This is a genomic window from Achromobacter sp. 1L-A-4-B-C2, assembly GCF_057291955.1.
In genome coordinates this window covers 1,047,253-1,071,195 of record NZ_JBXAWP010000003.1, presented here as the reverse complement: position 1 = coordinate 1,071,195, position 23,943 = coordinate 1,047,253, and the positions used below count along the sequence as shown (strand labels likewise).

The following is a 23,943-nucleotide window of genomic DNA, read 5'->3' as shown; positions in this document are numbered from 1 at the left end:
GGCTACGCATGGTTTTCGCTGTTATTTTCCGAGTCAGGCGGTAGTGCCGGCGGCCGGTCGATAGACCAGGGACGCGCAGCGCAATGCGGGGTCTTGCAGGGTAAGGGTCAGCACCGGGTGTTCGGCCTGCATACAGGCTTCACCGGCGATGGCCAAGGTCAGCAACGAGGCGGCCACGCCGGTGTGGCCACAGGCCACGCCCACCGCGTGGCAGTCCTTGCTGGCATCCAGGTGTTCAAACAATTGCGACGTCACGCCCAGGGCTTCCAACGGACGGCTGCCGCGATGATCGGCGTCGCTGACCACGTGCACGACGGTGTCTGGCGCAACGGCCGCGCGCTGCAACAGGTCGCGCGCCAGTTCGGCCAGCGCGGGCTCAGGCAACGCGCCCCGTGCATCCGCGGGCTTCTGGCGTTGGATCATGGGTGACAGGGCGACGCGCAGGTCGGTGGATGTAAAGGAGGGGGCCGTCGCAGCCGCGTTCGATGCGGTCGGCCCTGCGTCGGCCACACCCGCCTGGGTATCCACCAGGTTCAATAACAAGCCGGCTGCGGCCTCGCCCGGCACGCGGCCGTGCGGATTGGCGTGCGTCAGCAGCGTGGCGTCCGCGTCCCATTGCGCCACCTGATCCTGATCGATGTAGCCGTCACCGGCCAGCACGATGCGCCACGTTGGCGCGGCCTTGGTGTCGACGGGCAGCGACGCCAATTCACGCAGCAGTGTCTCGGTGGCCATCACGTCATGCGCGATGTGTTCCGTGACGCTGACGCGGCTATCGGGCCAGACGCCCGCTGCCGCCAGCACTTCGGCGCGCGCGCGCTCACGCGCGGGCTGCGACCAGCTTGCGGGCAGCAGGAGGTCAAAGCGCAGCAACGGCCAGTCTTCGTTGCGCGCCGGCACATCCAGTTCGGTGACGCGGCGATGCGCTTGGTCGGTCAATGTGGTCGCGACATCGACCAGCAAGGCCGTTGCGCGCAGACCCGCCGTGGCCAACGCGTCGGCGGGCGCGCCGCGCTCGCGTGCGGCGGCGTACAGCTCAACGTCGTCCAACTGCGGCACGCGCGCCGCGAAGACGGGAAAGCCCTGCAAGGTCTTTAGTTCGGGATCCAGCTCGGGGCGCCGTTGTTCGATCAACGCCTCGGCAATCGATGCTGCGTCCGGCCCGGCCCCCGCGCGCGCCGCGACCGCAACGACGCGCAGTTCGGCCCGAGCCGCCGGCGCCGCCTCGGCAGCGGGCGCTGACGCCACCGGTTGCGGCTTGGGCGCACGCGCCGCGCGCACGATGCGCGCGCCCAGCCACAGCGCGCCCAACAGCGCCAGCGGCAGCGCAAACAGATACAGCCCGATGTCCACGCCGGTCGGCAGCGTGCGCGACTCTTGCCACCAGATGATGACGGCCAGCCACACCACCGCGAACAGCGCCAGAACCAGCAAGCCTTTTTTCAGCAAACGTGCCATGTGCGCCCGGTCAGAGGAATGAAGTTGTTGTTATCGGGGCGCCGGCGCGCGCCTTGCAATGCGTCGCGTTCATTTCGCCGTGTCTCCCGCGCGCTGCATGGCGCCGGGCCGACGCAGCTCTACGTGACCGAAGTCCATCATCTTCCAGCGGCCGCCCCAGGTCAGGCCAACCAGCTCGGCGGTCTGGCCGAACAGCTCGTAGCCACGCATGGCCCACGGGTCTTTTTCCGAAATGACGATCTTGCCGTCGCGATAGAACGCGCTGTCGGCGGCCAGGCCATATTGGTGATAGCTCTGGAACGCACCCGCGTTGGTCACGTGCGTGCCCATGCCCGCCAATTCTTCCTGGCGCTGCGGGCTGCGATAGCCCTCGATCAGCGCCATTTCGTAGCCGTGCTGCTCGCGCATGATGCGATAAGCCAACAGCAGACGCTGGCGGAAATCCGCATCCAGCAGGTCCCAATTGCGGCTTGCGCCCCCCAGCTTCGGCCGCACCAATTCCACCTCACGCGTGGTGAACGCGTCGGGCGGCAAGGGGGCCGGGGGGGCCAGCCTTTCGCCTTCCAGCAAGGCCTGAATCCGGCGGTCCGGGCCCGTCATCTGAGGGCTGTAAATGAATGTGTGATTGTGTCGCATGACGAAAGCAAAAAGTGACGGCAGCAACACAATTGCAAGGCCGATTGCCACTTGCCAGCGATGCCGCGCCACCCATCCCGCCGACGTTTTCACCCCGCTGTGCAAGGCCCCGGCCGTGCCACCCACCGCACCGCCCGCCTGGCTTGCGCCACGCGTTGCGCCGCGCGCCACGCCCTGTGCGCACGCGCGCAAACCCCGCACCGCGCCTTGGCGCAGTGCAGGGAAAAACAGGAGAGCGGAAACGCCCACCGCCAGCAAAAAATACAGGGGCAGTAGCAGTAACAAGATCGGTCCCTCATGCGGAAGGCGTCATCTTTTGTTCTATTCGCGTGGGAGGCAAGCGATCCGGCGTTGCAAACCGCGTCGGACCCTTAGAAATCGTAACAAGAATCGATGTTCCAAATGAGGTGTTCGGGTATTCTCGACGGGCTTGGTTACAGGGGGGCTGCACACGCCTCCTGCTGACACGGGAACCCGCATGGCAGAAGACGAAAAAGAAGCTCGCCCTACGATGACCGCGCCGAGTCTGCTCAGCGGTTCCACAGCCGCGCGAGGCGAGGCCGAGTCCACACGAATACTGGCGGCGCTGGAAGGGCGCGCGCCTGAAGCCGAGGTCAAACACCTGGCCGCGCGGCGCGACCCGCGCGCGCGGCGCTGGGTGGCGCTGGCGTTGCTGCTGGCGCTGTTGGCCGGTGGCATCACGTGGTTCATCCACGAGGACCCCACGGGCGCGATGCAGGCCCAGGCGCCGGGTGCTACGGGATTGAGCGCGGATGCTTCGCAGGCGAATCGGCCCGCGTCGCCAGCGGCATCGGGCGCCCCGCCCGCCGCCACGCGCGCGCCGCAGGCCAACGCGACGCAAGAGGCGTCCGACAAGCCGCCCGCGGTAGCCGCCATCATCGATGAATCGCCGCCCGCGCGCGATGCGGATGTGGGCCGTGGTGAACCGGAACCATCGCGCGAACCGACCAACCCGCTGTCCGTGCTGGCGATGACGCCGCCGGCCACCGCCGCCCCTGCCGCGACCGCGCCCGGTCCCACGCGCCAGGCGGCGGAACAACGCGCGCGCGAAGCCGTGGTCCCGCATGGCAATGCGCCGCGCGCCGTTAAGCCCGCCGCCACGCCGCGCAAGGCCGCACAGCCCTCCGACACCGACGCGGCGCTGTTGTCCGCACTGATGAATTACGGCCTGCCGCCCGCGTCTCCGCCCGGCACGCGCGTCTATAAAACCGATGGCATTTTCATGCGCGAGATGCCGGGCTCGCCGTTGTCCGAACGCTTGAAGGAATGCCGCAAGCTCAGTTTCTTTGAAGGCGAACAATGCCGCCTGCGCGTGTGCGCCGGCCAATGGGGCACGGCCGCTGAATGCCCGACGCCGCAAGCCAACGTCGAACCCTGAATGCGCAACGCCCCACTCCGGCTTTTATCGCCCCTGTCCCCCCGCGAGGTTTTTGCTCCATGGCTGTGAACGCAAGCAACGGCGGTGCCAGCGCCCCATCCCGGCTGTATCGCCTGGATGGCGAGGGCGCGATCGCGTCCCTGCAAGTGGAAGGCTGGGTGGCGCGTGAAGGCCTGTCGGACTTGAGCGAAGCGCGCATCGTTGCGCTGGCCGACGACGCTTCGCTGGATCTTAACGACATGGTGTCGCGGCCCGCCACGCTGTGGGCCACGCGCGCCGACGGCAGCGAGATTGGCCGCAGCGGCGTCGTGCGTGCCGCCGAGATGCTGGGTGGCAACGCGGGCAAGGCGCGCTATCGCATCACGCTGGCGCCCTGGCTATGGCTGGCCACGCAGCGGCGCGCCAGCCGCATCTATGAAAACCAGCCCGTGCTGGAAATCGTGCGGCATGTGCTGGACAGCTACGAGGGCTACACCTACAAGCTTGCCGACGACGTCGAGCGCCACCTTGCCGACCTGCCCACGCGGCCTTACACCACGCAGTATCGCGAAACCGACTACGCCTTTCTGTCGCGCCTGCTGGCGGAATCCGGCCTGGGCTGGACCACCGTCGAGGACAAGGCGGCGCCTTCGCGCCATGCCGTGCTGATCTTTGCCGACAGCCGCACGTTGCCCGAAGACGAAGAGTCCTCGGGCGGCGGCGTGCGCTTTCAACGCGCGCATGCCACCGAGACGCGCGACGGCGTGCAGGCCCTGGCGCGCAGGCAGCGGCGCGCGGTGGAACGCGTCACCGTTCTAGGCTGGCACGACAGCGGCAAGCACGCCATCACGGGCCAGGCCCTGGCCGGCCCGGCCAGCGGGTCCGACGACGCAACCGCCGGGCTGGAATGGTTTGAACCCCTGGGCCACGGCGGCTTGTTGAACCAGGCGCACGCGCAGTTTCAGGCCACGCTGTTGATGCAGGCCGCGCAGGCTCGCGCCGAAACGTTCATCGGACGTGGCAACGTGCGCACGTTCCGGTCGGGCACACGCTTCACGCTGCAAGACATGTCGCCGTTAGGGCCCAAGGGCGAGGCCGGCTTCGAACCCGTGTTCGCGTTGGACCGTATTGAACACGTCGGCGTCAACAACCTGCCGGGCCAGGCCGACGCCAACTTGTCCGGCCAGATGGGCGCGCTGGACGACTTCCTGTGCTTTGACGACGACGAAGACGCCGCGTTGAATAGCGACGCAGACATTCAGCGTGCCAATCACGACGACCCGGCCGACGACGATTCCGCCTACCCGCCAGACGACGCATTGATCGGCGTCGGCCGGCCTGACGCCGCCGTGCTGGCGCGGGCGCATGAAGTGGGCTACGCCAACCGCTTTTGCGCGGTGCGTTGCGACCGCCCCTGGCGCGCCTTGCCGGCCGCCGCGCGCGGTGCCCGATTGGCCGGCGCGCCGTCGGCCGTGGGCGTGCACACGGCGATTGTCACCAACGCCGAAGGGGCCACCGAGGCCAGCGGCGAAGACGAAATCCACCGCAACGCGCGGGGCGACGTGCGCGTGCGCTTTCACTGGCAGACCGACGGCCAGGGCCTGGCGAAAAGCCGTTGGGCACGCGTGGCGCAGCGCCAGGCGGGCGCGGGCATGGGCATGAGCTTCGTGCCGCGTATCGGGCAGGAAGTGCTGGTGCGCTTCCTGGACGAAGACATCGACCAGCCCCTGGTCGTCGGTGCGCTCTACAACGGGCGCGGCGAAGGCGGCATACCGGCTACGCCAGGCGGCAAGGCCGGCGAACCCATGAACACCGAGGTGTACGCGGCCGCCCTCGACGGCAAGCCGAGCGCGCAGGCCAACCTGGCCAGCGGCAATGCACCCGCCTGGCACGGCGCGGCGGCAGGCGACGAACAGCATCGCAATGCGGCCGCGTTAAGCGGCTTCAAGAGCAAGGAATTTGGCGGCGACGGCTACAACCAGATCGTCTTCGACGACAGCGACGGCCAGCTGCGCATGCAGATCAAGTCCACGCAGTCGGCCAGCGAACTGAACCTGGGCCATCTGATCCACCAGGCTGGCAACTATCGCGGCAACGTGCGCGGCGTGGGCGCGGAATTGCGCACCGATGCGTTTGGCGCGCTGCGGGGCGGCGCGGGCGTGTTGCTGACCACCTACACGGCCGGCGGCGGCGAACCGGCAGGCGACGCGGCGGCGCCCCTGGCGCTGGCCGGGCAGGCCGACATCATGGCGCAGTCGTTTGACGGCGTGATCGGCGCGCATCAGGGCGTGCGCCTGGCTTCGGCACGCGGCACCACGTCAGCAGGCGCCAGCCGACTGGACGGTGAACGCGCGCCCCTGGCCGCGATGACGCGCGCCGTCTCCGGCACCGTGGACGGCCAGGCGATCAGCGGCGCGGCGGGCGATGCCTCTGCCAAGCATACGGAAGTGGTCGACGGCAAGGTCCCGCACCTGACGGACCCGCTGGTGCTGATGGCGGGCCGCGCGGGGCTCACGCAAGCGGCCGGACGCAACGTGCAGATATCGGCCGGCGAACTGGTGCACTGGTCATCGGGGCTGGACCACAACCTGGCCGTCATCGGCTCGCTGCGCGTGCATACCGGCCAGGCGCTGGGCATCGTGGCCGGCGTGCAGAAGGGCGGCGCCGAATCCGGCCTGGATCTGATCGCCGGCACGGGCGAAGTCGACGTGATGTCGCAGCATGACGTGCTGACCGTGCAGGCGCAGCAGGACCTGCGCATGGTCAGCGCCAACGCCGGCATCGAATACGCATCGCCCAAGCGCATCCGCATTGCCAACGCGGCGGGTGCCAGCATCGTCATCGAAGGCGGCAATATCACCGTCACCGCGCCCGGCCGTATCGACGTCAAGACCGGCAACAAACAGTTCGCCGGCCCCACCCAGATGCCGTATCCCTTTCCGCAGTTCACGGTATGCAAAAGCTGCGTGCTGGACGCCCAGGACAGCGTGCAATCCATTACCGAAAAGGCGTGACGGCGATGGCTTATTCCTGGCAGCAGGCGCTGCTTTCCACCTTTGCGCAATTGCCGCATCACCGCGGGCCGTATGGCGAAGCCGCGCGCGCGTATGTGATCGTGGATTTTCGGGGACACCCGGATCTGCTGGCACGCATCAGTGCCACCGAAGACCTGAGTTTTGGCTCGATCTGGGCGCAAACCGGGCTGGACATTTATGGCGACGTGGCGCCACTGCTGATCGAAGTGGACGGCGCATCGCAAGGCGTGCTGCGCGGGCCACGCCGGCCCGATTTCAGTACGCCGCTCGTGCGCGTGTTGAACGCCCTGCACGAACGCAGCGGCGGCCGCTACGCAATGATGAGCTTCGCCTCCGCCGTGCCCCTGGAAAAGCTGATCGCGCATTTCGGACGGTTTTGCGACTACGCCTTGCCCGACGATACCGAGTTCTTCCTGCACTGGTACGACACGCGCATCCTGGCGCGCGCCCTGCAAGTCTGGACCGCCGAACAACGCACCCGCTTCGCCTCGCCGCTGATCACCTTGCGCTACGCGTTGCGCGATGGCTCGCAGGCCGAGCTGTCGGGCACCGGCAGGCTGCCCACAGAGGCGCCCGACGGCATCCAACGCTTTACGCCCGAGCAGCACCAGATGCTGTTCGACCTGGACTACCCCGACAAACTCGCGGTGCAACTACGCCGCTTGTATCCCGGTCTGCTGCCGGGCGACCCGGATCAGGACGCGCTGGTGCCGCAAGTGCAAGTGCAGTTGGAACGCGCGCGCGCACACGGCGTGGCGGGCGACAAGGACATGTTCGACTATGTGGCGTGGGGCGTATCGATATCCCCGCGCTTTGATGAGCATCCGCTGATTCGTGCGGGCTTGCAGGGGTATCAGCCCGGTGACGACGGCGCGCTGGCAAAGGCGCTGGCGGGCGTGCCGGACGCGGTGTGGGACGAGGTGCAGGCCTTGCATTGGGCCGGTCAGGATGGGCCTTCAGGAGAGATGAATGCGTAAGGGATTGATCGCCGCGCTGTTGTGGCTGGGCATGCTGGCGGGTTGCAATAGCGAGCCGGTCTACCAAGGCGTCAGTTTCATCGCCTATAACTACACGCCGTGGAATATCCGCGGCATCAGCGTCAAGGACAAGGGCGAAGGCGTGGCGTCGACGATGCAGGTCAGCCCGGGCGGCGGCGAGGGCTCGGTTACCTGCTGCTTCACGCTCAAGGGCACCGATTTCACCGTGGACTGGCGCGGCGTCGACGCCGAGCTGCTGCGCAAGCATTTGCACGATGGCAAGGCCGACTCGCTCTATTTCGATCGGCAGGGCGCCATCAAATTTCCGGCCGCCGAGATCCCGGCGGGCGAGGGTCCGCTGTATCTGGAGCTGCACATCTACCCCGACGAACACATGGAGCTGGCGCTAAGCCGCAAGCTCCTGGGCCAGACGCGGATTCCCATTGTCGATACCGTGGACTGGCTATGGCGCGAGCATCGCGCAGCGCTTGGCGCTTACCGCAGTGACGCCGAACTGCTGCGCGCGACCGCGAAGGCGTTGCAGCCGGCATGGAAAAAATACCGTATCGAAGACAAGCAAGACCTGCGCCAGTACATGCTGCTGTACTTCACGGTGGCGTCGAACTTCGATTCGGATCCACAGGTGAAGGCGATCCTGGACAAGCCGGGACGCGCGCCGGGCGATTTCGCCCGGGACGTCGCGGCGTTGCCGCCGGCAAAGCTGGAGCAGATCAAAGCCATGGGCACCCCGGCGGGAGATAAGCATGTCTGACGCGCAATCCAGTGACTTGCCGCCGGAGAACCGTACGCCAGCATCGGTGCTGAAGGCAATGGCCCAGAACGAGGCGGCGTACCCCAAGGACGACTGCAATGAATGCGGTGCGGTCCTGCGGATGGGGTTCTTTTTTGACGGCTTCGGCCGTAGCCGCGACGAAGATGCGAAGCACCCCACGTACTATTCGAACATCTGCCGCTTGTGGGAAGCGCACTATGTCCAGAGCGATCCCGGCCGCCCTGAAAAGCACCACTGGTTTCGGTTTTATTACTCGGGTCTGGGCACGGATCTGAATGCCGATGCGGAAAACGACGACATGATTTATGCCGCCGCGAAGGCGGGCATGAAAGCGGCGAGCAACGCGCAAAAGGCAGTATCGGCCAACGTCGGCAATGTCTTGCGCACGGACGAGATTCCCAACCATAAGCTCAGCGGGCGTCTGACGGCGGCGGTGAAGAAGTCGCTGCGTGAGTCCTCCTATCAGCCCATGGTCAAGGCATACAAGGACGTCGTGAAAGATGTGCGGACGTTGCCCGAAAAGGCGGTCCGGATCTGGAATGCGTGGGACCCCGAGCGCGTGGTGAACCGTGCGCGCGCCACCATTCGAGGCTTCTGGGCCGGCTTCAAGAAAAATCCCCTGAAGGTCGCGTGGACGGCCGGCAAGGAAGCCGCCAAGTCAACCATGATGGAAACGGTGCCGATCATCCGCGATCAGGAAACGGTGGCCTACCTGATGGGCACGGGCGTCGACGTGCGCGTGGACTCGGCATTGCGCCAGTTCAAGGCCGCCTATGACGCCGTGAGCGAAGGGCAGAATGTGCGCCGCATTGAAATCACCGTGTTCGGCGCGGACCGCGGCGGTGTGGTCGCGCGCCAGTTCGTCAATGACCTGGTCAAGAAGTACCGCCGCCGTCACGATGCCGACCTGGCGGTGATTGGCGACCGAACGAAGAACAAGTCAGATGCCGATATCCAGATCCGCTTCATGGGCTTGCTGGATTCGGTCGCGTCCATCATGGACGAAAACACGTTCCTGGGCTTTTTGCCCGTCACTGACCTTATCAAGCAGACGCACAAGGACAGGACGTTGACGGTGCCGGCCGCCGTGCAGGCGTGCGTGCATTTCGCGGGCGCGCATGAGCTGCGCCGCAATCAGCGCATGGACAGCCTGGAAAAGACGCGCGGCCTGCAGTATCTGTATCCCGGGTCCAGTGGCGACGTGACGGGCGTCAGTCCGCCCGGGTCGCTGAATGCGCGGGTCGAGCTGTCGCGCGTGGCGCTGCGCGACATGATGAACCAGGCCCTGTCGCACGGCGCGGCCTTTCATAGCATGGAAAGGCTGGCCGACCTGAAGCCCGATACCTATTTGCAGTTTTCGCTATCCGAACCGATTGTGGATGGCAGTACGAAGAGCCAGATTCTGGATCTGGTCAAAGCGTATCGCGAGGTCGTCAAGTACGAGCCGGGCATCGACTTCATGCCGCATATGGAGGCATTCCTGCGCTGGCTGGCCGTGCGTTACCAGGACCCCACGTTCCGCGCCGAGCTGTCGGACCCGGCCGAGGCGTGGATCAAGGACCGGGACTACTTCACGCCGGAACAGGAATACAACCAAGAACTGCGGCGCGTGTCGGCATTGCCCGCCGAGGAACGCAACAAGCCCGAGAATACGGCCCGCCTGCGCGAGCTGGAGGCGCTTAAGAATGAGCGTTGGGAACGCGCCTCGGCAAGCCGTGGCGAATTGCCTCCGCAACGATTCAAGCCGCTGTGGGAACGCCTGGAAGAGGAGTACAAGAGCCTGGAGCACGCGGAACAGCAGGATGCCGATACCGCGCAGCGCCGCGCGGACCTGGAGCGCAATAGCCCGCAGGTGTTGCGCACGATGGAGTTGATGGACAAGGACATGCGCGACCGCGAGAACATGCGCAATGAACTGATCAAGCGCGGCGGCGGCACGCCGGAAAAGGCCGCCGACCCCCTGGCCGACATCAAGGCCGAGCGCGCGGTTCAGCAACGCCTGCTGACCGCCTGGCGCGAGGCGCGCGACGGCAAAACGCAGCTGCCCCCGAAGGTCATGACCTTGTTCGACTGGCTGGTGCACGACGCCATGTTGAGCAGTTGGCCCGATCACCTGTTGGCAAGCACCACGATGTACTTCCGCGTCCGCGACAAGGATGTATTCGCCAAGACCGACGCCAAGGCCGAAATGGCGCAGCGAGCCAAGGACATGCGCAACGCGGAAAAGGTCGAGGCCCAGGCTGCCCGGGCAGAGCAGAACATTCAACAGATGACACCGGCGCGGCCGTGACGCGACGAATGAAGGACGTGCGTGGCGCCTTCGATGCCGCTTACGTCTTGCCCGCTTCGACCGCTATCGTCACCGTATTCGACTTCACGTTCTCTGCCTCGATATACACCTCGTAGGTCGCGGGCGTGGCGGGCAGATGCAGGACGCCCGCCATATCCGTGGTGAAGCGGGTTTCCACGGTCATGCCGGGCGGCAGCGGAATCTTGGGCGGGGCCGCGCCTTCGCTGGGGTCCACCGACACATTGGGCAGCTTGGGCCGCACGTAGTTGAACGCGATGCCGCGATAGACCTTGCCGGTGCGCGTGTCCACCGCCACGAAACGCGGTAGCTGCGGCTCGTCTACCACGGGCAGGATGCCGCGCGCGCAGATGGGAATGGTCAGCGTGCTGCCGTCGCGGATCGTCACGCGGGTGGGCGCGGCGATGCGCATCTGCGCGTCGTAGCCTTGCAGCGGCGGCATGCAGGCGTGTTCTTTTTGCGAGTGCGAGGGCACCGAGGCAAAGGTGGCGGGTTCAATCCAGTCGGTCGTCATGATGGGCATGTCGGTTCGGGCATGTCGGTTATCTGGAAAAGGCCGGCGTCAGAACGCCGTCCAGCCTTCGGAGCAGTCGACCTTGCGCACGGCCTTGCTGCAACTGGGGCAGAAATGAATGTTCGCGCAGGTGATGCCGTACATCACGCACTGTCCGATTTCCTCGTTGTACTCGCCATTCTGGTCGGGCAGGCCGTAATAGCAGTGCCCCCCCGCGTTGTAGTAGAAGTTCGGCGGCGGGTCCAGCTTTGAATCGTCGGCCGACTCGTCCTGGTTGCGCAGGCCGGGCCAGTCGGGGCCGCTGGGCACCATGCCCAGCAAGTGGCCCATTTCGTGGGCCAGGGTTTCGGTCAGGTAGGCCTGCGAGTTGGGTTCGTAGGGGTCCAGCGTCGAGACGAACAGCAGGTTGGTGCCCGTGATGGCAAGGCCGGCGTAGCTGGCGGCCACGGTGTTGAACTGGATGTTCAGCATGCCGGTCAGCGGCGTGGGCGATATGCGGGTCAGGTCCACGGACACCGACCAGACCGACCCATTGCTTTCGCGGATGGGGGTGATCAGGTGGCGCGGAATCGGAATCGACCGTTCGGCGCCGGAGGCGTCCGTGTGGATGTAGCGCGCGTGCACCAGCCAGTCGTCGCTGGCATCGAATTCGTACCAGAGGCTGGAGCGGCTGCGGTCGTCGTTGACGATGGGCACCGTCATGACGCGTCCGCCGGGGCCGGCGGGCACCGGCAGCCGCATGTCGCCGCTGACGCCCGGCGCGGCCAGGCGGTCAACGTGGCAAACGACCAGCGTATAGGGTTCGCGCTGCTTGCCCGGGGAAGGGGCATAGACCGCGCGAACGGCGTTCATGATGGCTTGCTGCGACTCGACGGTGTCGGCGGCGTCAACCGCCGAGCGGCCCCGGAATTGCAGGCGCGGAAGCTGGATCATATCGATACCGTGCAGCGCGAATTCCGCGGTGACGGGCGTGACGTCGGCCAGGTGGCCGGCCGGATGCGCGCTCATGCACATGACCTCCTGGATGTACAGGCGGCGCACGGTTTCAACGCGTTCGGTCTTGATCAATTGCCCGCGTTCGTCGCGCACTTCGAACAGGTACAGGTTCAGGCCGGCGGCCGGCAGCGTGATGTCGTCGACGATGCGGGTGCCGTCGGCGTTGGTGACGTAGCTGCGCGGGTTGCTGTGCGGTTCCTGATAGCTGGCGCGGCGGCCACGTTCGCGCGCGGAGTACGGAATGTTGGCGGGGTCGGCCTTCACGGTGATGGTGAAGCGGTGCTGGCCGGGGCGATTGAATTCCACGTGGATGCGCGGGCGGTTCGATTGCCGTTCGGTGGTGGTCAGCGCGCTGCCGTCGTTCCAGCGTTCGGCCACCTGTTCCAGGTTCACGTATTGCAGGCGCGCGCCGTCCTGGCGGGCGCGGTAGGTGGACACGCCGGGCACCGCGCGGCCGGAGCCGCCGGCGGGCGGCGTGCCGCCAGGCAGGTTGGTGCCCTGGGTGCGCGCCACGGGTCCCAGGCCGACCGAGTCAAGCACGTCGCGCGCGATCTGCGGCAGCGGGGACTCGGCCACGCCGGGTATCTTCATCAGCACCTCGGCCACCTTGGGCAGCGTCTCGGTGGCCAAGGTGGGCGATTGCAGGATGGCGCCGATCACGCTGGGCACCGACGACGATGACAGGCCCGGCATGCTGAGGATGGCGCCCGCCACCGACGGGATGTTGGCTTGCTTGACGTCGGGCAACGTGAACAGCGTGTCAACGGCGGAACTCAAGGCCGCCATGCGGTCGCCGCCAGCGTTCAGCGCCTGCGTCATGACCGGCACAATGGCCGCGCCCACGTTGGCGCTGACGCCGCCCGCCGCGAAGGTGGATGCGCTGGACAGCGCGGTGGACGCGGCGCTGGCCTGTTGCGCAAAGGTCGCCAGCCCGCCGCCAGCCGCAACGGCGCCGATGCCCACAGCGCCGGAACTGCCGGCGCTGGAAGCAGCCGCGGACGCGCCCGCACCCGCACCGGCTGTGGCGGACAGGTCAGTGGCGCGGGTGGCCGGCGTGCTGTCGGACATGCCCGCCGCGCGCGCGGTGGCGCTACCCAGGTTTGCATCCGGCGTGGCAGGCGCAGCGGTGGCCGCCGTGCTGGCTGGGGCGGGTGGCGTTGCGGCGGGGGCTTTGCTTAAGGGCGCGCTGCCGGCGGGCGAAGCCGATGTGGGAGTGGACGCGCCGTTGGCCGAGGCGGCGCTGGCCGTTGTCGTCGCGCTGCCCGATGCGCCGTCGGCCGTTGTCGTCGCGCCGCCCGATGGGCCGCCGGCTGTTGTCGTCGCGCCGCCCGATGGGCCGCCGGCTGTTGTTGTCGCGCCGCCCGATGGGCCGCCGGCCGCATGGGCTGGCGCGCTGGTGGAAGTGCCGGCGCTGGCGCTGGAAGCAGCGTCCGCCGTGGGGGCGGCCGAGGCGGTCGCCGGTGCACCAGCCGCAGTAGCTGCGTTCGCGGTACCGCCGACGGTGCCGGTCGAGCTAGCGTCCGCTGCGGAGGGCGCCGTATTGACGCCCGCGCCTGCCGACGCCGCGGAGCCGGACTCGCTTCCCGCGACGCTGGCGACGGACGAGTCCCCGGCGGCGGTCGTCGCGGTGACGCTTGCCGGGGTTGCTCCGGCTGCGCTTGTCGCTACGTCAGGTGAGGCTGCGGCAGGCGCGGCGGCGGAGGTCGCAGCGCTGCCGCCGGAGCCCGTCGCGGCGCTGGTCGCTGCCGTAGTCGAGCCAGCCGCGCTGCCGCCGGAGCCTCCCAGGCCCGCTGCCGCGCCTGCACCGATGCCGCCTGCGCCTGGGCCGATGCTGCCTGCGCCGATGCCACCCGCGCCTGCACCGATGCCACCCGCGCCTGCGCCGATCCCGCCAACGCCGGATGTCGCGCTGGCCCCCGCTGATGAGGGGTTGCTGGGGAAGTTCAAGCCGCCTTCACCCGAGCCGCCGGGCAGGCCCGCGCCCTGCGGCAGGGTGCTTTGCGAGGCAGGGACGAAGCCAGGCGTTTGCGTGGGGATGCCGGCGGCCACGGCAGGGCCGTCGCCAGACAGGCCGCCCGTCGCCGGCAGGGTGTCGCTGGATGCGATCAACGCGCCGCCGTCCGGGGCTGCAACGCCAGCGGCATGGGCGGAGACGTTTGCAGAGACGTCCGCGGGGACGTTAGCGGAGACGTTAGCGGGAACCTCAACGGGCATACCAGCGGAGACGTTAGCGGAAACCTCAGCGGACATACCAGCGGGGATACCGGCGGAGACGTCGGCCGAAAGTCCCGTTGCCGAACCTGCGTCTCGGCCGGTGCTCGTTAATTGCGCAAGCTGGTCGCCTTGCGTCACGGTCCCGGCAGAGGACGGCGATGCGCCGTTCACGGCGCCGGGCCAGCTGAATCCGTGCAAGGCGCCAGAGGACTGCGGAACGACGGTGGCCAGCGTAGCCGGGTCAGACAGCGCGCCGCCAGCAACGGCTGCCGAAGATGCTGCGGCTGCCGTATTGCCGGCCGCGTTTGCGGCGCCGGCCAGCAGCGTGCCCGCGCTGGCGGTCACGGTCGCGAGCAGCGTAGCGTTCGGCAAAGTCGACGTGTCGCGCGTGTCGCGTGGGTGCGCGGATGCTGTGACTGAGGCCGCGCCTTGTTGGCCGGGAGACACGGACGCAGCGAAAGAGGGCGACGATTGCGTCCCCACTGCGGCGGACGCGGAGGCGGGCGCGGAAGTGGGCGACGATTGCGTTGTTGCCGCAGCGGTCGCGAAGCTGGGCGATGGCTGCGTTGTTGCGGCGGCCGATGTCTCGTCGACCTGCTTCCGCCGGTCGGCGTCGGCGCTTGTCTGGGCGAAGTGGGTGTCGGGCGCGCCGGACCCCGGCGCGACGTGGGTGTCAGGGCTGGACGGCGTCGACGGCGCACGTCCGTGGCCCTGGGCGTTTGCCGTCCCGGCTATCGTCGCGGTCGATCCCGCAGCAAGCGAGGCTGCGGAACTGGCGGATGTGTCAGCGGGCCGGTCGTCAACGGCATGGCCTTGCCTAGGCTCCTGCACGCGCAGCGTGGGGGCCGCGCCAATCGTTGCGGCCACAGTGGTCAACAAGCCGATGCCATGGTTCGTCGCCGAACCTGCCGTAAAGGTTGCCGCGCCGGACCCCGGCGGCAGATCCGTCGTCAGCGGCGAAGCTCCGTCCGCCGCCGTGGCCGACGCGCGGGCGGCGGTTGCGGCCACCGAAGCAGCTCCGGAACCCGCCAGCGCGCCGACTTGCGATGCTGCGTGGGCGGATGCTGCCGCTAAGGTCGCGGGGGGAGTGGATGCGCTGTTGAAAGATGCCGCGTTAGAAGGGGCGGCGCTAGGTGCGGCGACGTTAGAAGCGGCGACGTGAGACGAGTCGACGTGAGAAGAGCCGACGTGAGAAGAGGCGGCGTTATAGGCCTCGCCAGAGGAGACTGCCCCGCTGTAGGCCGCGTTCACGGAGTTCTCGGCGGTCGTGGCGGTCGCGGCGGTCATGCCGAGGTCCGTCGCGATGGATGGTGGCGACGACGTGGCGGCGCCGGTGAAGTCGCCGGCTGCCGGTCCGGCTTGCACTGACGCGGCCGACACAACGTCGCCCGGCAACGCGATGCTTTCCGTGGACGCCGAGACGAGGGCCGCCGAAGCCGGCGACACGGCCACGTCCGCCGTGGGAGATACGAAAGTGTCTGAAGCGCCCGCAACCGCGGACGCGTCGAATGAAGGCGTCGTGGGCGCTACCGAAGCGGCGAATGACGAAGCACCGGTAGCCGCCCCAGCCGCCGCAATCGAGGTGGCGCCAGTAGATGCGCCGCCCGATATGACTGCGGACGCACTCGCAGCCGTAATCGAAGGCGTGGCCGACGCAGCACCGGCAGCAGCAATCGAAGGCGCGACCGTAGACGCACCGGCAGCGGTGATCGAAGGCCCGACGGTAGACGCACCGGCAGCAGCGAACGAAGGCGCGACCGTCGACGCACCGGCAGCGGCGATCGAAGGCGCGACGGTAGACGCACCGGCAGCAGCAATCGAAGGCGCGACGGTAGACGCACCAGTAGCGGTAATCGAAGGCGCGACCGTGGATGCGCTTGCGACGGCAATCGAAGGGGCGGCCGACGACCCGGCCGCATCGGCAACGGAGGGCGCCCCAGTGTTCGCGATCAGGGAATCGCTGGCGGGCGCATCGGGTGTTGCGACAGCAGACGGGGCCGACGTCGCAACGGACGAGGTACCGGTTGCGTTGACGGTTGCCGTACCTGCGGCGGAAGCGCTCGACACGGGTGCGCCCGTGCCGGCAGTTGGCGGGGCAGACGCTACGACGCCAGCGGTACCGGAGGCGCTGGTCGCGCCGCCTGCGTCGGCGGTCGCGGTAGGGTTCGCAGCCGTCGACGCTGCACCTGTCGTTGGCGCGGGCGCGACCGACACGCTGTTGTTTGCGACCGGCGCTGCGCCAACACCAGCACCAGCACCAGCACCAGCACCAACACCAGCACCAGCCCCAGCACCAACACCAACACCAGCACCAGCACCAACACCAGCACCAGCACCAACACCAGCCCCAGCCCCAGCACCAACACCAGCACCAACACCAGCACCAGCACCACCGCCAGCCCCAGCCCCAGCCCCGTCGGACGATGCCAATGCGTCAGGCGATGCGCTCGCAACCGCAGGCGAGGGCGCTCCGGAGGGATTCGCAGCCGAACTCGCGGCAGATGCTTGCGGCGCAGACGCTGTACCGGCAGTTGCCGCGCTTGGCGTACCAGTCGCCGCCGGCGTGGCGCTTGCCACGGACGTCGCTCCAGCCCCCGATCCCACCCCCGCGAACGTCGCCGCTCCGGAAATCATTCCCGACGCGCCTTCCGGCGCGACGGCAGCCAGCATGTCCGTCGCGGCGGGCAATGCCGCCGAAGGGTTCTTGATGAAGGCCGCCGCTTGCGACACGGTGCCCGCCGCCGACGCGGCGGAATCGATCATGCCGCTGGCGCCCGGGGCCACCGAACCCAGCATGCCGGAGGCGGCGGGCAGCGCCGACATGGGGTTTGCGACGATGGCCTTTGCCTGAGCGACCATGCCTTGCGCCTGCGAGACCATGCCCATCGTGTTCTTGGCGGTGTTCAGCAGCCCGCCCATCGCGGGGCTGGCGTTGCCCAGCAGGCCCGGGGCGGCGGACAGCGCGCCCATCGGGTTCTTGGCCAGCCCGGCCAGCGTGTTGGCCTGGCCGGCAAGCTGCGACAGCTTGGAGGCGGCGCCTGCCGCCGTCTGGCCCAGGCTGGCCAGGCCGCTGGGCATGGCATCGCCCAGTGCCCCCAGCCCGGTGCCGGCGCCGGCTCCCGCCGCGCCGCCGAAACCGGCCATCAATCCGGACGCGGCCTTCTTGACGGCGGACGCCGTGGCGCCGTCCTTGTGCACCAGCTCGGCGCTGACGATCAGCGGATCGTCGACCGTGGTGCTGGGCAAGGCCGGCAAGTTGGCCGCGTCACTGGCCGGACCCACGAAATTGTGCGTGGCGCCCTTGACCGAGAACAGGCCCGGCCCCTTGAACACAATGTCGGCCCCATCCAACGTCACGCTGCCGCCCGCGGCTTGCAGGGTTACGCGCTGGTTGCCAAGGATTTCGATGCCTTCGGCCGACGACGTTACGGTGATGTCCTGGCCCGCCAGCGCTTCCAGGATGTCGGTATGTGCGTGCAGCGACACGGGCGCTTGCGCCGAGATCGCCCGGATAGGGCCCTGCTGCGCGAACACGCTGGCCGAGCGCGCGGACACCGCCGAATACGTCTGCTGCGCGGACACGTGCGCGTCCGATTGCGCGGTGGCGTGCAGGTGCTTGCCCGCATGCAGCACGGCGCTGGCCGGCGTGGCCAGGTTCAGGGAATTGGGGGAATCGATCAGCAGGTGCGGGCCGTTGATGCGTTCGACGGCGGCCGAGTCCGTGCGCTGGCCGTTGGCGGCCTTGCCGGCGGCCTGGCCGTTGATCTGGGCCGGATAGCGTCCGTCCTGTTCCGGGTCCAGTGCGGCAAGCAATTCGTCATAGCCGTCGGCCGCCGCCAACGTGCGCGCCTGATGCTGGCCGGCGCTGTCGTTCAAGCGGCGCGTGGCGTCTTGCGCGCCGCGCAGCAGCAGCAAGGCTTCCTGCGCGTCCGCCTGCGTGGACTTGGCCTGTTCGCGGGCGGTGGACGACACCAGCATGCCCTGGCCCGACCGCACGACCGTCCACGCGTCCGAGCGCAGTTCAAAGCCCGTGCCGCGCCATTGGCCGCGGTTGGCGTCGTCCAGGTCCTGTTCGACCAGATGGCCCAGGCCCAGCTGCGTGGCGGCGGTCGAGCTGGCCAGCCGCGTGCGCAGCTTGCCGCGCGTGTCGTCAAACACCCACTGGTTGCGGCCCGCGCCGTCCAGGCCGTGGCTATGCCAGCCGCTCAATACGCCGGCGTGATTCGCTTCGGCGTTCTCGCCAGCGGACCAGGGCGGCAGGTCCGCGTCGTTGTATAGCTGGCCGGCAACCACCGGCCTGTCGATATCGCCATCGATAAATTCCACGATGACTTCGGTGCCGCCACGGGGCAGATGATGCGCGCCCCAGTTGGGGCCCGCTTGCGCGCTGGCCACGCGCAGCCACGTGCCCGAGCGGTCGTCGCCCGGTGCGTTGCCGCTGGCGTCGCCGTGCGTCTTGTGCGGCAGGCCACCCGTGACGGGCTTGTCGCCGCGCTGCCAGGGAAACTGCACCTTCACGCGCAGGTCGCGGTCGGACGTGATGGGGGCGTCGCCGGCGCTGACCACCACCGCCGCCAGGCCTTCCGGCGCGGTCGGGCGCGGGCGCCACGCGGGCATCAGCGCGGCCGCCTCGGGCTGGGCCGTGAAGCGGTTCCGATAGGTGCCGCGTTCCATGTCGGCACTGCTTGCCACCTGGGGGGCCTGTGCCCCCAGGTTGTTGGTGGCTTCGTGCACCACCTCCAGCACCACGTAACGGTTGCCGCCCAGCTCGTCCACCGCCTGCCCGCCGCCGCCCTCGGCATAGCGTTCGTGCTGCGTCATGGCGAACAAGCGGCCGGGGGCCAGCGACCGCGCCGTGCCCGCGCCTTCGAAGCGGACGATGCGCGATTCGTGGGCGCGCAACGAGCGCGCGGCGCTTTGTTCGGCGGCCTCGTCGTCGGCGTAACGGCCGTGGCCGGCGTAGTCGTAATCCTCAAGCACGGGCAGGGCTTCCACCTGCACTGGCGAGCGGCTTTGCGCGGCATGCGCGGTCAGTGTGCGTTCATTCCAGGCGGCGCGCGCCACGGCGTTCGGGCGCACGGATTGGGCCGCTGAAAAATGCGTGATGCTGTCGCGGGTTTCAGTGGCGTCGCTGCGATGAAAACGCAGGGGCGAGGCCGGGTCTTCGGGCCGCGCCGCGCCCGCATCGAAGATCACGACGCGATGGCGCGCTCCGCCGCCGGCCGCCTGGCCGTCGTCCTGTTGGTGCTCGAAGCGATACGACAGGCCCGCCTCGGCCAGGATGCGCTGCACGAATTGCAGATCCGATTCGCGGTACTGCGTGCAAGCCGCGCGCGCGGGCAATGCCTCGCTGACTTCGAACGCGAAGGCCGCCTGGGGATAATCCGCAAAGATGTCGCTGACGATGTCCTGCACGGACTGATCTTGGTAGATGAAGCTGTCGCGGCGCAGCGCCAGCGCGGCCATCCACGGCGCGGCGTGCAAGCGGTAGCGGGCCAGACCGCCATCGGCGCCCAGCGCGTCCACGCCTTCGACCACGGCATGCCAGCGGCGCATCGACCCATCCGCCTGCAACAGGCTGACGGTGATCTCCTTGCCCAGCAGGCCGCTCACATCGAGCTCGGCGCTGGCGGCCAGGCAATCCAGCGTCAACGCGAACAGGCGCGACACGCCTTCGCGCAGCGTCATCTGCTCGGGCACCAATTCAGCGTCCAGCGGCGTGCTGACGCGCAGCATGCGCGCCTGTTGCGACAAGGTGGCGATGTTCATCGACGAGTAGGCCGAGGCGCTTGACGGGTTCGAAGGCGTAGTGTTCATGGCAACGAAATGGTCAGGTGCGCGGCGCGCGGACCCAGCTTGACGATGTCGTGGTACGGCGCCATCGCCGTCTGCATTTCCGAATTCAAAAAGTGGCCCATGCCCAGGAATGCCAACAGGCCCAGCAGCGCAAACACCGCCATGATCGACCACAGCGGCACGTCGCGCTTGAGCGTGTGGGCGATCTTGTCGGGCAGTTGCCAATGCGGCGCAAAACCGGTGCGCTTGCCGCGCAGCAGGGCAATCTCATCACCCAGGCGCGCGGTCAGGTAACCCAGCTTTTCCTGGCCTTCGATCAGGTACTTGCCCTGGAAACCCAGCAGCAGGCACATGTAGTAGATCTCAAGCGATTGCAGGCGCGGCGCGCCTTGCGCACGCAGGTCTTCCAGCCGCGCAAAAAAGTTCTCGCCCGCCAGCTGCTCGCCGAACAGCGTCAGTTGCAGCGGCTGCAACATCCACGCGTCACGAATCGCGAAGCCGGAATTCAACACGGTTTCATCGACGGCGGCGCAAAAGGCGTACTTGGTGGCGTAGACGTCTTCGGCTGGAATATCCAGCTTCTTGGCAGCGCGTTCGTAGTCCGCCAGAAACTGCTGCACGCGCGCCGAGAAGGCCGCGGCGTCGGTCGGTTCCTGGCCGCTCTTGACCAGGAACAGCATCAGGAAGCCGTCGTACAGCAGGTCCAGCAATGACTTGGCGGGGCGGCTGGCATGGAAGTCGGCGGCGCGCTGAGGCAGCGTCGCGCCGGACATCAGGGAAGGGGCGTCGGCGGTCATGGCACGGTTCCTGTCAGCGGGTGACGGCGATCAAATCCAACTTCAGTTCGGGAATGCCCGCGGGGGCGTAGATGGCAATGCTGCGTGCTTGCAGCATGCGGTCATAGAGCGAGCCGCGCGTCTGTAGCGCGAAATAGACCGCGCCCGGTTTCACGGGCACGGCGGGCGGCACCTGCGGCGTATAGGTCAGCGGCACGCCCGGCATGGCGGACAGCACCAGCTTGTCGACGTCTTCGGGGGCGCCCACCTTGAAGCGCATCGGCACGCTTTCCGACAGCTCGCGGGCCGGCATGGCGGCTTGCACCGACAGATACAGCGAGGTGGTCTCGTCCAGCTTTTCGGAGTCCAGCCGGCCCATGTGGAACGACGGGCGCAGCTCTTCCAGCACGATGGAAAAGTAGCGCGTCGAGATCACCGTTTCCAGCAGGTCGCGCAAGATTTCGTCCATGCGGGCAAACGCCGGGCCGGGCGCGTCGTGGCGGTACACGGGCAGGTCGGCCAGCGTGTGCACCTTCGAGAACGTCATCAGCGCGCCCGCCAGCCGCAACAGTTCCTGGAACAGGCGTTCGGGATGCAACTGCGGGTGGTGGAACAAGTGCGACAGCGTGGCGTAGGCTTCGTTGGCCGTGTGCAGCAGCCAGAACGACGCAACATCGCCCGAGCGGAATTCAATGATGTTCTTGCTGGGCTCGCGATGAAAGCCGTATAGCGCATTGACCTTGGCTTGCAGCGCGTCCAGCAGTCGGCGCAGCTGTTCGTGCAGCGCGCCCGAAGCCGTCAGCGACAGGCTGGGGGCGATGAACGAATTGTCCAGCTCGTAACCCGCGCTGGCCGTGCGGCGCACGCGCGCCACCGGAATCGCCAGCAGTTCGTCGCGCGGTTCGAATTCGGAAATCAACCGCACGTCCTTGCGCAGGAATGTCAGCTCGGCCGTGGTGGCGCCGGTGTACAGATCGGGCGCGGGGGCATTGTCGTGCGTGTAGCGGGTATCGAAATTGCCGGCGCTCTGGCCGTCGCGATAATTGCCGCCAATCGCCTTGAGCGGATGGATGGCCAGGTAGAACACCGCTTCGCTCACACCGTCCAGCGCGGTCAGCGCGACGGGCGGGGGCAGCTCGTCGCCATGCGGCGCGTTGTAGAGCTCGCCGTCGGGAAACACGGCCGTCATTTCAATGGCGCGCAGCATGCCGTTGGCCAGTGCCGACGCATCGAAACGCGCGGATCGCAGCCCCCACGCATAAGGATGCAGCGCGCGGGCCATCTCGGCCAAGCGGTCCTCGTGATACGCGTCCTGCCGCTGAAAATGTTGCGGCCGGAGGAACAGGCCCTCGCCCCACAGGACTTTGGCTGAATAACTCAAGTTGGCGCTCCTTGTCTTTCTATCTCTATATATAGAAGGCGGGCAATCGCGCAGTGCGCGTCAACCAGGACACTGCACGCCGGACAGGCGCGCGGGGTCGTAGCTGGGTATGCCTGCCGGCAACGTGGGTTTGCCCGTGGCCACCGTCAGCGCGCAAGCGTGCGCGCCCAGGACGATGCCACTGTCTTTCACGTCGTCGACTTTGAATACGTACTTCCAACGCATCGGCGCCGGCGCATAGAACAGGCCGGCGACCGCGATGTACTCCGCTTGCTTGGGGACTTTTTCAACGCTCTCAACGCGCTGTCCTGGCGTGAGCGTAAGCTCGCGTGAACCCAGCACGGTTTCCCCCAGCGTGGTTTTCTCTTGCGCAGTGTCTATCAATTGCGTGAGTGGCGCACGTTGGAATTGCTCAGGATTCTTCAGGTAGTATATTTTTGTAACGACGGCCATCGCTTGCCCCGAGCCGGCGTTCAAATTTTCTCCCGCATGAATTGCTAATTTCACTTCCACCGGCGCGTTTTCCTGCTTTTTCAGGCCCGCCATCTCCATCGCATTCCCGGTCAAACCAGCCACCGCTCCGATGGCCGAAACCGCTGCACATCCAGTGATGGCGGTGCTTGCCAGCGTGCAAGCCGCCGCTGCGAACAAACGTGATAAATGGATATGTTTGGACATGGCCCTTTATACCGGAAGTGTGTGAAGCAATACAGATCGCGGCACGTTGCGTGCAGTTTCGACGCAAGTAACATGAAGTCACGCGCTGTAGCGCCGCGCTAACAAAAGGTTGTTGAAATACGGCCCCTAGTTACAACCCCTGCTAGGTGCTTAAAACATGCCCTTTTCCCGCCTCGTCGTAGTCGCCGGCGTCGTCGCTTTGATGGCCGGTTGTGCGTCGGTAAAACCGCAGTCGGAAGCGGAATACAAACAGTCCATGGCCGCCGCTGAAAAGACGCTGGCGCAGAAGGGCGCGGAGCAGGCCGTCGCGCAATTCGAAGAGATCGCCCAACGCAATCCGTCGCAGGGCGCACCGTGGTCCTACATCGCGAAAATTCGTTTCGACGAACAGAAATATGGCCAGGCCATCGTGGCCGCCGATGAAACGTTAAGCCGCGATCCGGACGACTTCGTGGCCAAGACGGTGCGCGCCGTGGGCGGGCTGCGCGTGGCGATGCAATCACTGGCCGACCTGCGTGCCGACGCGTTGCTGGCCGGCAATGCCCGCGCCGACGCGGTGGCGCTGGCCGCCTCGATGCGCGAAACGTTGGGCCAGGACGTGTTGTTCCCGGAAGGCCGCCGCCCGCCGCCGCGCCCGCGTCAGCCGCGCAAGGTGGAACCGACCGCGCCTGCCGCCGGTACGCCCGCAGCCGGTATGCCCGCAGCCGGTACGCCCGCAGCCGGTACGCCCGCAGCCGGTATGCCCGCAGCCGGTACGCCCGCAGCCGGTACGCCCGCAGCCGGTATGCCCGCCGGCATGCCTGGTTCGCAAGCCGCATCGTCTGGCGCCGCGCCCGCTGCACAACCCGCCGCGCAACCCGGCCGCCAGCCCGCTACGCAAACTCCTTCTACTTCGCCCGCCCAGCAGCCCAACCGCGCGCCGAATCCGTTCGGCGACCTGCTTACCAAGTAACCGCCTCATCGTGCGCCGCCCCATGCGGCTTACGGCTGACCGATAGACACG

General features: G+C 67.5%; 13 protein-coding genes. 6 read left to right on the top strand and 7 right to left on the bottom strand.

Annotated elements, in window-relative coordinates; all coding sequences use genetic code 11:
• Nucleotides 1–33 precede the first annotated feature (33 nt).
• Together AC0Z35_RS18285 and AC0Z35_RS18280 are read right to left on the bottom strand one after the other, a co-directional pair.
• Nucleotides 34–1,458, bottom strand: coding sequence for a hypothetical protein (locus AC0Z35_RS18285; RefSeq protein ID WP_485132164.1), 1,425 nt, complete (start codon nucleotides 1,456–1,458; stop codon nucleotides 34–36).
• A 69-nt stretch (nucleotides 1,459–1,527) separates the two neighbouring features.
• The gene (locus tag AC0Z35_RS18280; protein WP_370512753.1) at nucleotides 1,528–2,379 is read right to left on the bottom strand and encodes a M15 family metallopeptidase; all 852 of its coding nucleotides are present in this window, start codon (nucleotides 2,377–2,379) and stop codon (nucleotides 1,528–1,530) included.
• A 226-nt stretch (nucleotides 2,380–2,605) separates the two neighbouring features.
• Here AC0Z35_RS18280 and AC0Z35_RS18275 point away from each other — a divergent pair, with 226 nt between their 5' ends.
• The 5 genes from AC0Z35_RS18275 to AC0Z35_RS18255 are packed head-to-tail and all read left to right on the top strand — an operon-like array spanning nucleotide 2,606 to nucleotide 10,567.
• The gene (locus AC0Z35_RS18275; RefSeq protein WP_485132165.1) at nucleotides 2,606–3,493 is read left to right on the top strand and encodes a hypothetical protein; all 888 of its coding nucleotides are present in this window, start codon (nucleotides 2,606–2,608) and stop codon (nucleotides 3,491–3,493) included.
• 59 nt (nucleotides 3,494–3,552) lie between these two features.
• Nucleotides 3,553–6,486 (top strand): type VI secretion system Vgr family protein, encoded by a 2,934-nt coding sequence (locus AC0Z35_RS18270; RefSeq protein ID WP_485132166.1) that lies wholly within the window; start codon nucleotides 3,553–3,555, stop codon nucleotides 6,484–6,486.
• Between the two features lie 5 nt (nucleotides 6,487–6,491).
• Nucleotides 6,492–7,484, top strand: a complete 993-nt coding sequence (locus AC0Z35_RS18265) for a DUF4123 domain-containing protein (protein WP_485132167.1) — start codon at nucleotides 6,492–6,494, stop codon at nucleotides 7,482–7,484.
• Nucleotides 7,477–8,256: a DUF3304 domain-containing protein gene (locus tag AC0Z35_RS18260; RefSeq protein WP_485132168.1), complete on the top strand. Its 780-nt coding sequence runs from the start codon at nucleotides 7,477–7,479 to the stop codon at nucleotides 8,254–8,256. Before AC0Z35_RS18265 ends, AC0Z35_RS18260 begins: the two co-directional genes overlap by 8 nt.
• Complete coding sequence (locus AC0Z35_RS18255) at nucleotides 8,249–10,567, top strand: DUF2235 domain-containing protein (RefSeq protein WP_485132169.1); 2,319 nt, start codon at nucleotides 8,249–8,251, stop codon at nucleotides 10,565–10,567. The genes AC0Z35_RS18260 and AC0Z35_RS18255 overlap by 8 nt, the downstream gene beginning before the upstream one ends.
• Nucleotides 10,568–10,607: 40 nt before the next feature.
• Here AC0Z35_RS18255 and AC0Z35_RS18250 read toward each other — a convergent pair whose 3' ends face one another.
• Genes AC0Z35_RS18250 through tssJ form a run of 5 tightly spaced genes read right to left on the bottom strand, consistent with a single transcriptional unit; the run spans nucleotide 10,608 to nucleotide 22,940 of the window.
• Nucleotides 10,608–11,108, bottom strand: a complete 501-nt coding sequence (locus AC0Z35_RS18250) for a hypothetical protein (RefSeq protein ID WP_104143428.1) — start codon at nucleotides 11,106–11,108, stop codon at nucleotides 10,608–10,610.
• A gap of 39 nt (nucleotides 11,109–11,147) precedes the next feature.
• A complete protein-coding gene (gene tssI / locus AC0Z35_RS18245) occupies nucleotides 11,148–20,126 on the bottom strand; it encodes a type VI secretion system tip protein TssI/VgrG (RefSeq protein WP_485132170.1) in 8,979 nt (2,992 codons plus the stop codon).
• Nucleotides 20,123–20,902, bottom strand: coding sequence for a type IVB secretion system protein IcmH/DotU (gene icmH, locus AC0Z35_RS18240; protein WP_052946138.1), 780 nt, complete (start codon nucleotides 20,900–20,902; stop codon nucleotides 20,123–20,125). Before icmH ends, tssI begins: the two co-directional genes overlap by 4 nt.
• 13 nt (nucleotides 20,903–20,915) lie before the next feature.
• Nucleotides 20,916–22,262, bottom strand: coding sequence for a type VI secretion system baseplate subunit TssK (gene tssK, locus AC0Z35_RS18235; protein ID WP_046807645.1), 1,347 nt, complete (start codon nucleotides 22,260–22,262; stop codon nucleotides 20,916–20,918).
• Nucleotides 22,263–22,322: 60 nt separating this feature from the next.
• Nucleotides 22,323–22,940, bottom strand: coding sequence for a type VI secretion system lipoprotein TssJ (gene tssJ, locus AC0Z35_RS18230; protein ID WP_485132171.1), 618 nt, complete (start codon nucleotides 22,938–22,940; stop codon nucleotides 22,323–22,325).
• Between the two features lie 157 nt (nucleotides 22,941–23,097).
• Here tssJ and AC0Z35_RS18225 point away from each other — a divergent pair, with 157 nt between their 5' ends.
• Nucleotides 23,098–23,892, top strand: a complete 795-nt coding sequence (locus tag AC0Z35_RS18225) for a tetratricopeptide repeat protein (protein ID WP_485132172.1) — start codon at nucleotides 23,098–23,100, stop codon at nucleotides 23,890–23,892.
• Nucleotides 23,893–23,943: the final 51 nt, after the last annotated feature.